The organism is Aquibium oceanicum (genome assembly GCF_001889605.1).
GTDB lineage: Bacteria > Pseudomonadota > Alphaproteobacteria > Rhizobiales > Rhizobiaceae > Aquibium > Aquibium oceanicum.
In genome coordinates this window covers 894416-910320 of record NZ_CP018171.1, presented here as the reverse complement: position 1 = coordinate 910320, position 15905 = coordinate 894416, and the positions used below count along the sequence as shown (strand labels likewise).

Annotated in this window: 12 protein-coding genes; all 12 read left to right on the top strand. The window is 66.0% G+C overall.

Annotation, left to right across the window (positions count from 1 at the left end; translation table 11 throughout):
• The first annotated feature begins 56 nt into the window (after positions 1-56).
• Complete coding sequence (locus tag BSQ44_RS04555) at positions 57-1094, top strand: BMP family protein (RefSeq protein WP_072602146.1); 1038 nt, start codon at positions 57-59, stop codon at positions 1092-1094.
• A complete protein-coding gene (locus tag BSQ44_RS04550; protein ID WP_072602145.1) occupies positions 1094-2650 on the top strand; it encodes an ABC transporter ATP-binding protein in 1557 nt (518 codons plus the stop codon). The genes BSQ44_RS04555 and BSQ44_RS04550 overlap by 1 nt, the downstream gene beginning before the upstream one ends.
• On the top strand, positions 2640-3689 hold the full coding sequence (locus BSQ44_RS04545; protein WP_072602144.1) for an ABC transporter permease: 1050 nt from the start codon (positions 2640-2642) through the stop codon (positions 3687-3689). Before BSQ44_RS04550 ends, BSQ44_RS04545 begins: the two co-directional genes overlap by 11 nt.
• 3 nt (positions 3690-3692) lie before the next feature.
• Positions 3693-4634 carry an ABC transporter permease gene (locus BSQ44_RS04540; RefSeq protein ID WP_072602143.1) on the top strand — a complete coding sequence of 314 codons (942 nt, stop codon included), beginning with the start codon at positions 3693-3695 and terminating at the stop codon, positions 4632-4634.
• Between the two features lie 123 nt (positions 4635-4757).
• Positions 4758-5807, top strand: a complete 1050-nt coding sequence (gene pyrC, locus BSQ44_RS04535) for a dihydroorotase (RefSeq protein ID WP_072607854.1) — start codon at positions 4758-4760, stop codon at positions 5805-5807.
• A gap of 53 nt (positions 5808-5860) precedes the next feature.
• Complete coding sequence (locus tag BSQ44_RS04530) at positions 5861-6556, top strand: orotate phosphoribosyltransferase (RefSeq protein WP_072602142.1); 696 nt, start codon at positions 5861-5863, stop codon at positions 6554-6556.
• A 95-nt stretch (positions 6557-6651) separates the two neighbouring features.
• Positions 6652-7638: an ABC transporter substrate-binding protein gene (locus BSQ44_RS04525; RefSeq protein WP_072602141.1), complete on the top strand. Its 987-nt coding sequence runs from the start codon at positions 6652-6654 to the stop codon at positions 7636-7638.
• Positions 7639-7666: 28 nt separating this feature from the next.
• Positions 7667-9418: an ABC transporter permease gene (locus tag BSQ44_RS04520; protein ID WP_210187922.1), complete on the top strand. Its 1752-nt coding sequence runs from the start codon at positions 7667-7669 to the stop codon at positions 9416-9418.
• A 136-nt stretch (positions 9419-9554) separates the two neighbouring features.
• The gene (locus tag BSQ44_RS04515; protein WP_210187921.1) at positions 9555-10499 is read left to right on the top strand and encodes a LysR substrate-binding domain-containing protein; all 945 of its coding nucleotides are present in this window, start codon (positions 9555-9557) and stop codon (positions 10497-10499) included.
• Between the two features lie 128 nt (positions 10500-10627).
• Complete coding sequence (locus tag BSQ44_RS04510) at positions 10628-12307, top strand: sulfatase-like hydrolase/transferase (RefSeq protein ID WP_072602140.1); 1680 nt, start codon at positions 10628-10630, stop codon at positions 12305-12307.
• A gap of 58 nt (positions 12308-12365) precedes the next feature.
• Positions 12366-13430, top strand: coding sequence for a TAXI family TRAP transporter solute-binding subunit (locus BSQ44_RS04505; protein ID WP_072602139.1), 1065 nt, complete (start codon positions 12366-12368; stop codon positions 13428-13430).
• 68 nt (positions 13431-13498) lie between these two features.
• Entirely contained in the window at positions 13499-15847 is a 2349-nt protein-coding gene (locus BSQ44_RS04500; protein WP_072602138.1) for a TRAP transporter permease, read from the top strand.
• Positions 15848-15905 lie beyond the last annotated feature (58 nt).

Below are 15905 nucleotides of genomic sequence, written 5' to 3'. Positions count from 1 at the left end.
GCTCTTGTCAGTCGCCGAATCTGTCTTTACCGTTTGGTCAAACAGGAGCGCGAACGATGTCTGACACGCCTTTCGGAACTGCCCTTTCCGCCATCTCACGCCGCCGTGTGATCCAGTCCTCGATGCTGGGCGCGGCGCTTCTCGCAACGACCGGCCTTTACGGACCCGCGCAAGCTCAGGGCAAGCTGAAGGTCGCTGCGATCTACACCGTGCCCGTCGAGCAACAATGGGTCAGCCGCATCCACAAGGCGGCAAACGCTGCTGCCGAACGCGGCGACATCGAATACGTCTTCTCCGAGAACGTCTCCAACAGCGATTACGAGCGCGTGATGCGCGAGTATTCGGAGGCCGGCCACGACCTGATCATCGGCGAGGTCTTCGGCGTCGAGGACGCGGCGCGGCAGGTGGCGCGCGACTATCCCGAGACGGCATACCTGATGGGCTCGAGCTTCAAGCCGCAGGACGACACGCCGAACTTCTCCGTCTTCGACAACTACATCCAGGATGCGTCCTACCTGACCGGCATCATCGCGGGAGCGATGAGCGAGACCAAGAACATCGGCATGGTCGGCGGTTTCCCGATCCCCGAGGTCAACCGGCTGATGAACGCCTTCATGGCCGGCGTGCGCGAAATGGCGCCCGACGCGAAGTTCCAGGTCGCCTTCATCGGCTCCTGGTTCGATCCGCCGAAGGCCAAGGAGACCGCGTTCGCGCAGATCGACGCCGGAGCCGACGTGCTCTACGCCGAGCGCTTCGGCGTTTCCGATGCGGCCAAGGAGCGCGACATCCTGGCGATCGGCAACGTCATCGACACCCAGGCCGACTATCCCGACACCGTCGTGGCCTCGGCCCTGTGGCACTTCGAGCCGACGCTCGATGCCGCGATCGAGAAGGTCAAGGCTGGTACCTTCAAGGCAGAAGACTACGGGGTCTACTCCTTCATGAAGGAAGGCGGCTCCTCGCTCGCGCCGCTGGGAACCTTCGAGGGCAAGGTGCCTCCGGATGCGATGAAGCTGGTCGAAGAGCGCGAGGCCGCCATCAAGGCCGGCGAGTACACGGTCGAAATCGACGACAGCGAACCGAAATCCAACTGATGACTGAGCCGGCTGGCGGAGAGGCGGAGACGGTCCTCCGCCTCTCGGGGATCACCAAAAGGTTTGGCCCGCTGACCGCCAACGACGCCGTCTCCTTCGACCTGAAGCGCGGCGAGGTCATCGCGCTCCTCGGCGAGAACGGGGCGGGCAAGACGACGCTGATGAACATCCTCTTCGGCCACTACGTGGCGGACGAAGGGGAGATCGAGATCTTCGGCAGGAAGCTGCCGCCCGGCGATCCGCGCGCTGCCCTGGTTGCCGGCATCGGCATGGTCCACCAGCACTTCACCCTGGCGGACCAGATGCCGGTGGTGGAGAACATCGCGCTCGGGACCCAGAGCCTCTGGGGCCCGCGGTTCGACCGCCGCGGCGCCGTCAGGCGGGTCCGCGACATGTCGCGCGAGTTCGGCCTCGACGTCGATCCCGAGGCGATCGTCTCCGATCTCTCCGTCGGCGAGCGCCAGCGCGTCGAGATTCTGAAGGCCCTCTACCGCCAGGCCCGCATTCTCATCCTCGACGAACCGACAGCGGTTCTCACTCCGCTGGAGACCGAGGCGCTGTTCGCGACGCTGAAGAAGCTCGTCGCCAACGGTCTCTCCATCATCTTCATCTCGCACAAGCTGCAGGAGGTCATGGCCGTCAGCGACCGCGTGCTGGTGCTCCGCTCGGGCGCGCTGGCCGGGGAGCGGCGGACCGCACAGACGGACCGCGCCGAACTGGCGGCGATGATGGTCGGCGAGGAAGTCACCATGCCGGCGGTCGTGCCCCATTCGCCGGGCGCGCCGGTCATCGAACTTGCGAACGTGGCGACGCGCGGCCGCTCGGGCGGTGCGCCCCTCGACGGCCTGTCGCTTGCCCTGCGGGAAGGCGAGATCACCGGCATCGCCGGCGTGTCGGGCAACGGGCAGGCGGCGCTCGCGGCGCTTCTTGCGGGCACGCTACAGCCGGAGCGGGGTTCGATCCGCTTCGGCGGGGAGCCGGCCGGGCGATGGTCCCCCGGCGCCGCGCTGGCGCGAGGAATAGGCCGCATTCCGGAGGACCGGCATGCGACCGGCATGATCGGCGACATGAGCGTCACCGAAAACGTCATCTCCGAGCGATACCGGTCCCGCCGCTTCAGCCGCATGGGCTTCATCGACTGGAGCGCCGCCCAGGATTTCGCGCAGGCAATCATAAAGGACTATGACGTCAAATGTCCCTCGCCGGATGCGCGCGTGCGGCTGCTTTCGGGCGGCAACATGCAGAAGCTCATCCTTGGGCGGGCGTTCGACGGCGATCCAAGAATCATCCTCGCCAGCCAGCCGACCCGCGGACTCGACATCGGCGCCGTCGCCTACGTCCATTCGAAGCTGCTCGAGGCGAGAGGACGCGGCGCCGCGATCCTGCTGATCTCGGAAGACTTGGACGAGCTTCTTGCGCTTTCGGACCGCATCGTCGTCATGTCGAAGGGACGGCTGTCGCGGCCCTCGGCTCGCGGCGAACTTTCGGTGCGCGCGATCGGCGAGCTGATGGCCGGCCATGGCGAGTTCGGGGAGCCGGCGGCCCATGCGGCTTGAACCGAAGCCCGCCACCACTTCGGCCGGCCTGTTTCTCTATCCGGCAGGCGCAATCGGTGCGACACTGGTCTTCGCCTCCCTTCTCGTCCTCGTCGCGGGCGCCTCACCCTTCAACGTGTTCTGGCTGGTGCTGAAGGGTGCGGCCGGCTCGCAATTCGCCATCGTCGAGACGCTGACGCGCGCGACGCCGCTGATCTTCACCGGCCTTGCCGTCGCGGTCGCCTTTCGCGCCAAGCTCTGGAACATCGGCGCGGAGGCGCAGCTCTATATCGGCGCCGTCGTCACGGTCGTGCTCGGAACAGGCGCGGTCGCCCTGCCCTCGCTCGCGCTGATCCCGCTCATCATGGTCTGCGCCATGCTGGCCGGAGCGCTGCTGCTTCTCGGGCCCGCCGTGCTCAAGACGCGGTTCGGGGTCGACGAGGTGGTGACGACGCTGATGTTGAACTTCGTCATCCTCCTCTTCGTCTCCTACCTGCTCGAGGGGCCGCTGAAGGACCCGATGGGCCTCGGCTGGCCGCAGTCGAAGCGCGTGGTCGCGGATGCGCAACTGCCGCGGCTGATTCAGGGCAAGCGCCTGCATTTCGGATTTGCCATCGCTCTGGCGAGCGCCGCGATCGTGTGGGTCATCATGAAGAAGACCGTGCTCGGCTACGAGATGCGCGCCGTCGGACACAACCCCGAAGCGGCGCGATTCTCGGGTATCTCCGTCAACCTCGTCCTGGTGAAGACGGCGCTTCTTTCGGGCGGGCTCGCCGCGCTCGCTGGCTTCTCCGAAGTGGCCGGCCTGAAGGGTAACCTCACGCTCGATCTTTCGCCGGGCTACGGCTACACGGGCATCGTCGTTGCCATGCTCGCGGTGCTGAACCCGCTCGGCGTGGTGGCCTCGGCAATCTTCGTGGCGGGCATATTCGTCGGCGCCGATTCCATGAGCCGTTTGGCCGGCGTGCCGAGCTACATCGCGGAGGTGATGGTCGCGACCGCGCTCCTGACGATGGTGGTGGCGATCATGCTGACCCGCTACCGCATCCGGTGGAGGTGAGCCGTGGAAGCCTTCGAGATTCTCTTGACGGCAAGCTTCTGGGTGGCAGCGATCCGCATCGCATCGCCGCTCATTTTCGCGACCATGGGCGAATTGATCTGCGAACGCGCGGGCGTGCTCAACCTCGGCATCGAGGGAATCATGACGGCGGGCGCCTTCGCTGGATGGCTCACCGTCTACTGGGGCGGGGACCTGTGGTTCGGGGTGGTGGTCGCTGCCTGGAGCGGCATGGCCTTCGGCCTGCTGCACGGCGTGCTCACCGTCCCGCTGGGGCTCTCGCAGCACGTGACCGGCATCGGCATCACCCTGCTCGCGACGAGCCTGACCTACTTCGTCTACCGCGTCGCTCTTCCGGAGGTCAGTTCGCCGCCGAAAATCGAGCCGTTCCAGGCGCTGGCCATTCCAGGCCTGTCGCAGATCCCGGTGATCGGACCTGCCCTCTTCAACCAGACGCCTCTGACCTACCTCGCCTATGCTACCGTAGCCGCGGTGGCATGGCTCCTCTACCGGACGCCGGCCGGCATGGCCATCCGCGCGGTGGGCGAGAACCCGGCGGCTGTCGAAGCGCAGGGCATCTCCGTCACGGCATTGCGCATCGCCGCGGTGATGCTCGGATCGGCGATGATGGCCGTCGGCGGGGCCTTCCTGACCATGAGCGCGTTCAACTCCTTCTTCTTCGAAATGATCAACGGGCGCGGCTGGATCTGCATCGCGCTCGTCGTCTTCGGATCCTGGAAGCCGGGGAAGGCGCTGCTTGGGGCCATCCTCTTCGGTGCGTTCGACGCCTACCAGATCCGCTTGCAGCAGGTGATGGGGGGCGTCATCCCCTACCAGTTTTTCCTGATGCTCCCGTACCTGCTGTCGATTGCCGCGCTGATCGCGGTCTCGCGCCGCGCGACCTATCCGAAGGCGCTGATGACCCCCTACCTGAAAGGGGAACGATAGCGGGCTACATAACTGTTCGCGGACAGGCCACCTGCCCGCATTCCGCAGCCGGTCTTCCCTCCCCGTGCTCTTCGTGCGAAACGACGACGATTGCTGAAAGACATTCCCTACGAGGGAGACGACGTGAAGACGCTGACCATCCGACGCCCGGACGACTGGCATGTCCACTTGCGCGACGGAGCCGTGCTGCAGGCGGTGCTGCCGCATACCTCGCGAGATTTCGGCCGCGCGATCATCATGCCGAACCTCGTCCCGCCGGTGGTCACCAAGGCCGACGCGCTGGCCTACCGCGACCGCATCATGGCGGCGCTTCCGCGCGATCACGCCTTCGAGCCGCTGATGACGCTCTACGTCACGGAGACGACGGACCCGGACGATCTCGAATCCGCTTTCCGGGACGGCGTCGTCACCGCCGCGAAGCTCTATCCCGCGGGTGCCACTACCAACTCCCAGAGCGGGGTGCGCGACTTTGAAAACGCCATGCCAGTGTTCGAGCGCATGGCGGCCATCGGCATGCCGCTATGTCTGCATGGCGAGGTGACCGATCCGGCGATCGACATATTCGACCGTGAAGCTGTCTTCATCGACCGCGTGCTCGATCCGTTGCGGCGGCGTCTGCCGGAGTTGCGTATCGTCATGGAGCATCTCACGACGAGGGACGGGGTCGACTACGTCTCCGGCCAGTCCGCCAATCTCGGCGCGACGATCACCACGCATCACCTCATCATCAACCGCAATGCCATCCTGGCGGGCGGCATCCGCCCACACTACTATTGCCTGCCGGTGGCCAAGCGCGAGGAACACCGCCTCGCGCTGCGCAAGGCGGCGACTTCGGGGGATCCGCGCTTCTTCCTCGGCACGGATTCGGCACCGCATCTCGATCCGCTCAAGGAATGCGCCTGCGGCTGCGCCGGCATCTTTTCCGCCACCAACACGATTTCCTGCCTTGCCCACGTTTTCGAAGATGAGGGCGCACTCGACCGGCTGGAGGCCTTCACCTCGCTGAACGGACCGCAATTCTACGGTCTTCCAGCGAACGAGGAGCGCATCACTTTGCGCCGCGAGGACGAGCCTGTGGTCTTTCCGTCGAAGATCGATACGGCCGACGGCCCCGTCACGCTGTTCGATCCGATGTTCCCGATCCACTGGAATGTGGTGCGACAGGCTTCCTAGCTCCGCGCTTTGTTGCTAGCGAGAAGCCCTTGGCAATAACGAGGGCGACGCGGATGTTTTCCAACACCTTCCCGGACCGCGCGGTGATCTCGCAGACGGTGGCGAAGATGCTGCTGGAGATCGACGCGGTCCACTTCAACGCGGAAAAACCCTTCACCTTCACCTCCGGGCTGGCAAGCCCGGTCTACATCGACTGCCGCAAGCTGATCTCCTATCCGCGCATCCGTTCGGCGATCATGGACTTCGCCGCCTCCGTCGTCTTCCGCTCCGTTGGATTCGAGCAATTCGACGCGGTGGCCGGCGGCGAGACCGCCGGCATTCCCTTCGCCGCCTGGCTGTCTGACAAGATGGGCCTGCCGATGCTCTACGTGCGCAAGAAGCCGAAGGGTTTCGGCCGGGACGCGCAGATCGAAGGGGCGCTTGCCGAGGGCGCGCGGGTGCTGCTGGTCGAGGACCTGACCACCGACGGCGGCAGCAAGATCAAATTCGCCGAGGCGATCCGCAAGGCGGGCGCGGAGGTCACCGACACATTCGCGGTATTCTACTACGACATCTTCCCCGATGCGCCGCAGCGGCTGCTCGATGCCGGCATGCGGCTGCATTATCTCGCGACTTGGTGGGACATCCTCGAGGTCTGCAAGACGGAAGGCCGCTTCGACGACGGCACGCTGCGCGAGGTGGAGAGTTTCCTCAACGCGCCCGTACCGTGGTCGGCGGCGCATGGCGGCATCACCGAACTGCCGCGGTAGCGAGCGACGGAACCATCCGCCGTCTTGTTTGTCATAGAGCGGTAACACAGCATCCCTACGCCGACCCAGGTTTCCTCAATCTCATGGAGCACGAGATGCGTGAATTCCTACGAGCCTTCGTGGCGGGCGCGGCACTGCTTGGCGCCGTCTCCGGCGCGGCCGCCGTCGACGGGACGCTGACCCTCTACACCAGCCAGCCCAACGACGACGCACAGAAGACCATCGACGCCTTCATGGCGAAGTACCCCGACGTCGACGTCACCTTCGTGCGCGATGGCACGACCAAGATTATGGCCAAACTGCAGGCGGAACTGGAGGCCGGCGCTTCTCCCGCCGATGTTCTCCTGATCGCCGACAGCGTCACCATGGAAGGGATGGCGAGGGACGGCAGGCTGATGGCCTATCCTGAAGCCGACGTGTCGGCCTATGATCCGGCGATCCAGGATCCGGAGCGGATGTGGTTCCCCACCAAGCTGATCACCACTGGCATCGTCTACAACAGCAGCGCGCCGATGAAGCCGGCTTCCTGGACCGACCTTCTGAAGGAGAAAGCTAAGGGACAGGTGGCGATGCCGTCGCCCCTGACGTCGGGTGCCGCGCTGATCCACACCCAGGCGATGGTCGGAAACCTCGAGCAGGGATGGGGCTACTACGAAAAGCTGGCGGAGAACGGCGCGCAGGCGTCCGGCGGCAATGGCGGCGTCCTGCAGGCGGTCGCCGGCGGAGAGAAGCTCTACGGCATGGTCGTCGAGTTCCTGCCGATCCGCGAGAAGGCCAAGGGCGCACCGGTCGAGTTCGTCTTCCCGGAGGAAGGCGTCTCGGCGATTTCCGAACCCGTCGCGATCCTCGCCAACACGAAGAACCCTGAAGCCGCCAAGGCCTTCGTCGATTTCCTGATCTCGACCGATGGACAGGAGATGGCTGCATCACAAGGCTACATGCCGGCGCATCCGGACGTCACCCCGCCGGAAGGCTTCCCGCCGCTCTCGCAGATCAGGATCATGCCGCTCGATCCGGCCGAAGCGCTTTCCACCGCGGAAGCGGACAAGGAAAAGTTCGCCGATATCTTCGGGCAGAACTGATCCTCCCGATGTCACGACGCAGGCTTCCGTGACGTCGCAATCCGGCGCATCCGCCCTCCCCTTCCAGTGGCAGAAGGCGGATGCGTGGTCCGATCGTGAAGGCGGGGCGATTTCAGTTGTCGTCATCGCCTGCGTGGGTATTCTCTGCCTGATCCCGATGGTGCAACTCGTGGCGGCGGCGTCACGCGTCCTTCAGACCGGGACGGCCGAAGCGGTGGCGCTGCTGACCAGCGCCGCTGTCCTCCGCGCCACGCAGAACACGCTCGTGATCGCCGCCGGTTCGACAGCGCTCGCGCTTGTCGTGGGCGGTGCGGTCGCGCTCGCCCTGGCCACGATGACGCTCGCGACTCGCCGGGCGCTCGCGTTCCTGTTTGTCCTGTCGCTGATGGTGGCGCCGCAGGTATCCGCGCTCGCTTTCAAGACGCTCGCCGGCCCATCCTCGCCGATCCTCAATGCCGTCGGCCTGGCGCCGCCGCCGGGTACGGCCAATCCCATGCTGGGGTTTGCAGGAATCATCCTGGTCATGGGGCTTCACCACGCGCCCCTGGTCGCCATCACGATCGGCTCGGGGCTGGCACGCGTGCCGAAGATGCTGGTGGAAGCCGCCATGCTCGACGGCGCCAGACCGGCGGGCGTCGTCCTCGACGTGATCCTGCCCGTCATCCGGCTCCACATCCTTGCGGCGATCCTGCTCGCCTTCGTGGCAGGCGTCGGCAATTTCGGCATTCCCGCGCTGCTCGGTCTCCCGGTGGGCGTCACGACTCTCCCGACGATGGTCTACCGGCAACTCGCGAGTTTCGGCCGTGGCGCGATCCACGATGCCGCGCTGGTCTCGCTGCTCATCGCGCTGATCGCCGGCGTCGCGGTGGTTGCCTCCGCCTGGCTGATGTCGCGCCGCAACGTGCGGACCGACCTGGAACGCGGGATGGAGCCGTTCGTGACCAGCCGCCGTGCCACGCTTCCCGCCGAGATCCTGCTCTGGCTCTTCTTTTCCGTGACGATCGTCCTGCCGCTCGTCTCGCTGGTCGCGAAGTCGCTGGTTCCCGCCTACGGCGTGACGCTGAATTGGAAGACCCTGACCTTCTCGCAATACACCGGGACCATGTGGGAGCAGGCGCTGATCCGTCGCGCCTTCGCGAACTCGCTCACCTATTCCGGATCGGCGGCCGCCATTCTGGCGCTGCTCTCCTTCCTCCTCGCCTATTGCGTCGACCGGCGCCTGTCCTGGGCGCGCATGATCCTCCTGCCGGTCGTGGAGATGCCCTACGCCCTGCCGGGCGTGGTCGTCGCGATCGCCTGCATCCTGCTGTTTCTCAACCCGCTTCCTGTGCTGGGGGTGACGATCTACGGCACGGCCTGGATCATCCTCTTCGCCTATCTCGCATCATTCCTGGCGATCGCCCTCAAGCCGGTGCTGGCCGCGGTCTCGACGCTCGAACGGGACGTGGAGGAAGCCGCGCTGATCGACGGCGCTGGCATCGTCAGGCGGATGCGGACGATCATCCTGCCGCTCGTCCTCCCCTCGGTCGTCGCCGGGGGACTGATGGTGTTCCTGCTCGCCTTCAACGAACTCACCATCTCGGCGCTCTTGTGGTCGGCCGGAACCGAAACGCTCGGCGTGGCGCTCCTTAATCTCGAGGATGCCGGCCTCGGCGCCGAATCCGCCGCCCTCGCAATTGTTGCCACGAGTGTGGTTGCGGCGCTGATGCTCGCGCTGGAGACGTCGAGCCGTCTCTTCCCGCAGAACGCGCTGCCGTGGCGGCAGCTCTGCCCGGACTGAGGCGGCCAGAGCAGCGGGTCTGGCGGACCTTCGATCGTCAGCCATTCCGGCTTGCGCGGCGCGCCAGCCTCGCCAAGGATAGGGGCGTAAAAGGCTGTGGGCTTCTGCGGCGTGGGCGGCTGCCCCCAAGGAGACGATGGATGTCGGAGCACTGCCGGTCATGACGGAGGCTTTCGTGCGACTGCGCATGCGGCACTTGCGCTGCTTTCAGGCCCTTGCCAGGCACAGCTCCGTCAGCGCGGCCGCGGAGCACATGAACAGCTCGCAGCCGGCGCTCTCGCGCGCGCTCGCCGAACTCGAAGCCATCATCGGACAGCCGCTCTTTCTTCGCACCGGCCGAGGCCTTTCGCTCACGGAAGCGGGCGAATCGCTCCGGCGGCACGTCGATGCCGCGATGTCGCAACTGGAGGCGGGCACGCGCAGCGCGGCGGGTCTTTCGCCCGTGCCCGTGGTATCGGTGGGCATGCTGCCGAACGTCGCACGCACGCTCGCAGTGGCAGCCGCAAGCAGGTTCAAGGCCGCTGCGCCGCAGGCCGATCTGCGGCTCTACTGGGCCGGTGTGCCCGAACTCGTGGCGCGGCTGCACCGGTCGGAGATCGACTTCCTGCTCGGCCGCCTGCTGGCGCTCGATTACATGCCGGGCGTGCGGTTCGAGCACCTCTATTTCGAGCCGCTGATCTTCGTCGTGGGGCGCGATCATCCCTTCGCGGCCTATCCGAACACTGTGACGCTCGACGACATCCGGGCCGAACTCGTCGTGGTGCCGATGCCCGACACGATCATCCGCCGCGAACTGGACAAGTTCACCACCGCCCGGGGCCTCGGCGCCTTTCCCAACAAGATCGAGACGGTCTCCTTCGAGTTCACGCGCAGCTTCCTTGCCGGAAACCGCGCCATCGCCTGCGTACCGCTCGGCGCGGTTCGGCAGGAGATCGCCGACGGCCGCGTCGTTCGGCTGAGCCTCACCGGAGAAGAACTGATGGGCTCGGTCGGCATCACCCACGCGACGGACCGCAAGCTCTCGCCGGAGGCGCAGCTGCTAGTCGAGCACGTGCGCGAGGCGGCGCAAGCCTACATCTGATATATCCGTTTCGTCATATCGGGCCGGAAGTTCTTATTTCCCCGATCGCCCGTGCGCGGCTACACTCCAACGCGAAAGACAGACCGCGCGTTACGCGGCGACGCTGCAAGGGAGTAGACATCGCGGGCATGGCCGAGCCGAAGAACATCCTTTTCATCATGTTCGACCAGCTGCGGTGGGATTACCTCAGCTGCTACGGCCATCCGCACCTGAAGACGCCGAACATCGACCGGCTGGCCGCAAAGGGCGTGCGCTTCACGCGGGCTTACGTGCAATCGCCACTGTGCGGTCCTTCGCGCATGTCGACCTACACGGGGCGCTACGTGCACAGCCACGGCGCGTCGTGGAACAACGTGCCGCTGAAGGTTGGCGAGCGCACGATGGGCGATCATCTGCGCGATGCCGGCATGGGCTGCTGGCTCGTCGGCAAGACGCACATGGCGGCGGATGCCGAAGGAATGCGGCGGCTCGGCCTCGAACCCGACAGCGTGATCGGCGCCCGGGTGAGCGAATGCGGCTTCGACGTCTTCGAGCGCGACGACGGCATGCGGCCGGAGGGACCGGACGGCCTCTACGATCCGGGCGGCGCGCTGAAGTACAACGAATACCTGCGCGGCAAGGGCTACGAAGGCGACAATCCCTGGCACGACTATGCCAACTCCGCGGTCGACGACACGGGTAACGTTCTCTCGGGCTGGTTCCTGAAGAATTCCGACCTACCCGCCAACATCCGCGAGGAGGACAGCGAGACGCCCTATCTCACCCGGCGCGGGATGGAGTTCATCGAAGGCCAGGGCGACAAGAGGTGGCTGTGCCACCTGAGCTACATCAAGCCGCACTGGCCCTATATCGTGCCGGAACCCTATGCCTCGATGTTCGGACGGCAGGATTTCCTGCCGCCGGTCCGTTCCCAGGCGGAGCGGGACACGGACCATCCGGTGTTCCGGGGATTCCAGAACGCGCCGGTCGGCCGCGCGCTGTCGCGCGACGACGTCCGCGACAAGGTGCTGCGCGCCTATATGGGCCTGATCAAGCAATGCGACGACCAGATGGGCGTGCTTCTGGGCTGGCTCGAGGAGACGGGCCGGATGGACGACACGATGATCGTTGTCACCTCAGACCATGGCGACTTCATGGGCGACCACTGGATGGGCGAGAAGACCTTCTTCCACGACGCCAGCATCAAGGTGCCGCTGATCGTCTACGATCCTTCGGAAAAGGCCGACGCCACGCGCGGCACGGTTTGCGACGCGCTGGTGGAATGCCTCGATCTCCTGCCGACCTTCGTGGAGGCGGCGGGAAGCGATCCTTCGCGGCTCGACCACGTCCTGGAGGGAAAGTCGCTGCTGCCTCTACTGCGCGGCGGCGCGGCACGTGAGCGCGGCGCGGTGTTCTGCGAATACGACTATTCGGCCAGCCCGCTCGCCGGCAAGCTCGGCCTGCATCCGGCCGACGCGCGCATGTTCATGGTCTTCGACGGCCGCTGGAAGATGATCCACTTCGAGGGTGGCTTCCGGCCCATGCTCTTCGATCTCGACGCCGATCCCGACGAACTGGAGGACCTGGGCGCCTCGCCGGCGCAGGAAAACATTCGCGCGGCGCTCTACGACAGGTTGTTTGCCTGGGCGCGGCGCCCGGCCGCGCGCACCACGATTTCGAACGAGGCCTTGCGGAACGCCCGCGGGAAGTCGGGCCGTACGGGTGTCCTGATCGGCGTGGTCGGCGAGGAGGAGGCCGAGCCGGAGATCGTGGCGAAATACGTCGGACGCAAGGCGCGCGACATGCGCGGGAGCAAGGCCGCGGAATGAGGAGGTGCCGGGGCGGGTAACGCTCCGGAATGTTCATCAACAGGGAGGAAAACAAGAAATGTCGTCAAGGCTCACTCGAAAGATCGCAATCCTCGGCTGCGCGGCGGCGCTCTGCATGGCAGGGCCCGCGGCGCTGGCGCAGGTCAATCTCACCGGCGAAACGTCCAGCCCCGGAAACTCGCCGCACGTGAACATGGTCCATCTGGCCGACGTGCTGGCACGCGAGGGGATCGCCAACATCCAGGTCTCGGAAGGCCAGACCGCCACCAATTCGATCGTCAACGTGGCCGAGGGCAAAACGGATGTGGCCACCGCGCCAACCGTGCTGCACTTCCTGCTGGAGAACGGGCGCGGCCCCTTCAGCAGCCAGGGCGAGAACGGAAAGGCACTGGCCGAGAAGGTCCGCGCCATGTGGCCGTACAATGCAGGCGCCTACGGGCTGTTCGCGCCCGTCGCTTCAGGGATCCGCAGTTACGAGGACATCAAGGGCCGCACCGTCTGGAACGGCCCGCCGAGCGGGGCGGCGCTGACGCTCGGACGCCAGACGCTGCAGCTCGGCACCGGCGGCTTCAAGGACGGCGAGGACTACAAGGGACTGCAGACCAACTGGGGCCAGTTGCCCACCGTCCTGGTGGACGGTTCGGCGGAAGCCTTCATGGTGCCCGTGACCTTCCCGTCGGACCGCGTCGTGACGGCGCTCGCCGCTGGCAACGTCAACCTCATCTCCTTCCCCAAGGAGATCTGGGAGAGCGAAGGCATGAAGAAGTTCCTGCGCGCACCCGGCAATTCGCCGGTCGTGATCAAGGGCGAGGATATGGGATACGGCCCCGACCAGGGCGTCACGCTGATTTCGGAGGACGGCTACTTCCGTTCGCCCGGCGTGCCCTTCGCGACTTTGGTACGGGCGGACATGCCAGACGATCTCGTCAAGAAGATCACGGCCGCCTACATCGCCTCCATCCCGGAACTCAAGAAGCGCGCGCCCTATGCCGCCAACGTCAATTTCGACGTGGTGGACGAGGAGACGACCGGCTTCTGCGGCGCGCTCACGCTGAAGTACCATCCCGGCGCCGTCGCGGCCTGGGAGGAGGCGGGCTACAAGATCCCGGACTGCGCCGAATGATCTGAACGATCGGGCGGGAAGGCTCGTAGGCCTGCCCGCCCTTCCGCGTCACTCCGGGCTGGAGCCGAATGGAACCGACCGCAACCGTCCCGCCGCTGAAACGCGCCGCGCGCCTGCTCGGGCTCGTGCTGGTGGCTATAGGCCTCCTGAACACGATCCCGTCCATCCCGGGTCTCGATGCCTTCGTGCAGGGGCTCGTCGGGGACCCCGATTTCCCGATCCGCAAGTTCCCGTACCAATGGCTCTATCCCGTCGCCTTCGTCCTGATGATGGCGATCGTGGCGCTCAACCATTCCTTCTGGGCGCAGTTCTCCGAAATGGAGCGCGGCCCCTTCTGGCGCTGGTTCGGCCTGTTCATGGACGTCGCGCTCGTGGTTATGGCGGCCGTCGTGGCGCTGGCATATCTCGTCGAGATCGACTCCGTCTGCCTGATCGACCGCGTCACCGGCGAGCGAGCGGAGCTGATTTCCCGCGCACTGGCCGAGGAGCGCGAGTTCGCGGAACTCTACGGGCTTCCCGCTCCCACTTCCGTTGACGACCCCGCCTGCATCAACACCCTCGGCGGCTGGATCTTCGTCGTCGTCGGCGCCGGGATTGCGGTGTTCCTGGGCTACAACATCCGGGTTTGGGGGCTCGCGCTGGTATCGGTCGCGATCCTCATTGCGGCCTATACGCTGGCTACGGTGCTGGCCTGGTACGTCTTCGGCGCCGAAGACATGAACAAGTACCTCATCACCAAGCTCGGCGGCGAGCCGCGGATGCTGATGGACGGGCGGCCCAACGTCGAGGACATCCTCGTCAACAACGCGCAGGGCATCCTCGGCCGCTTCATGGGTATCCTCCTGTCCACGGTCTTTCCGTACATCGTGCTCGGCTCGCTGTTCGGCATCTCGGGCGGCGGGCGCTCGCTTATCAAGCTCGCCTTCCTGTGGACGCGGCGCCTGCGTGGCGGGCCGGCCCACGCGGCCATCGTCTCCTCCGCGCTGTTCGGCACCATTTCCGGCGGGCCGGTCGTGAACGTGCTGTCGACGGGCGTTCTCACGATACCGATGATGCTCAGGCGAGGCTTCAAGAAGAACTTCGCAGGCGGCATCGAAGCGGCGGCTTCCTCGGGCGGCCAGATCATGCCGCCGGTGATGGGCGTGGCCGCCTTCGTGCTGGCCGCCATGACCGTCACGCCCTATCGAGAAGTCATCATCGCCGCCTCGCTGCCGGCGCTCGCCTATTTCGGATGCCTTTTCCTCACCGTCGTCTTCCAGGCCCGCAAGCAGGGCATTCAGGCGGTAGGCGAAAAGACGTCTGACATGGTCCTGACCGGACAGGACCGGCTGAACCTCCTCATGATCCTGGCGCCGATCCTTCTCATCATGGTGCTGCTCCTGACCCCCAAGGAAGCCGTGGGCTGCGGCCCGATCGCCGGGCTCATCGGCATCGAGCGCATCGTCGAGGACGGGTTGTGCCGGACCGAGAACCTGCCGTGGCTCTTCCAACTCGTCCAGAACTCCGCCGGCGATGCCGGATCCGCGGGCTGGTGGGCGGTGGCGCTGCTGGCCGTGCTCTTCCTGCTCGATCCAGAATTCCGGCGCCGCCCCGCGCAACTGGTCGACGCGCTGGCGGACGCGGGCGTGCTGATCGCGACGCTCTACCTGATGTTCCTCTCGGTCTCCGTCATCGACTTCTGCCTCAACTTCACCGGACTCTCGGGCTTCATCGCCCGGGACGTCCTGTCGATGCTGCGGCTCTTCGCACCCGAATTGCAGTCGGGTGGCGTCTTTCTCTTCGCCGCGCTGTTCGTCACCATGCTCATGGCGATCCTGCTCGGCATGGGCATGCCGACGGTGCCGGCCTACGTCAATGTCGCGCTCCTGATGGGACCGCTGGTGATCGGCCTCGGCATCGCGCCTTTTACGGCGCACATGTTCATCTTCTTCTTCGCGGTCGCCTCGGCGATCACGCCTCCGGTGGCGGTCGCCGCCTTCGCGGCGGCCTCCATCACCAAGGCCGACCCGATGGCGACCGGCTTCGCCGCCGTGCGGGCCGGGATTGTGATGTTCGTGCTGCCCTTCGTCTTCGCCTTCTATCCGGAGCTGCTGCTGATCGATGCGGCCAAGCTCGATCCCGCCATGGCGACGCCCAGCGCCATCGAGTTCCTTCCCGGCTACGGCCCTGGGATCGACTGGGCGACGCTGGCGCTGGTGATCGCGCGGCTATCGTTGTGCCTCTATCTCCTTGCCGGCGCGCTCGCCCGGTTCGACGTTCGGCGCCTAGGCGGATCCGAGACGGCTTTTCGCCTCATGCTCGCGGCAGCGGTGATGATGCGCGACCCCGCGATCTGGCTGCCCGCGACGGGCATCGCACTCGCCTACATCGCCTGGCACGCCATGGCCGCCGCCCGGATCAGGTCGCGCACCGTCTGATGGGACAGAACCTGCGGGACGGAGCGCTCGCCAACCCTGCTTTCGCTAGTCGAGACTC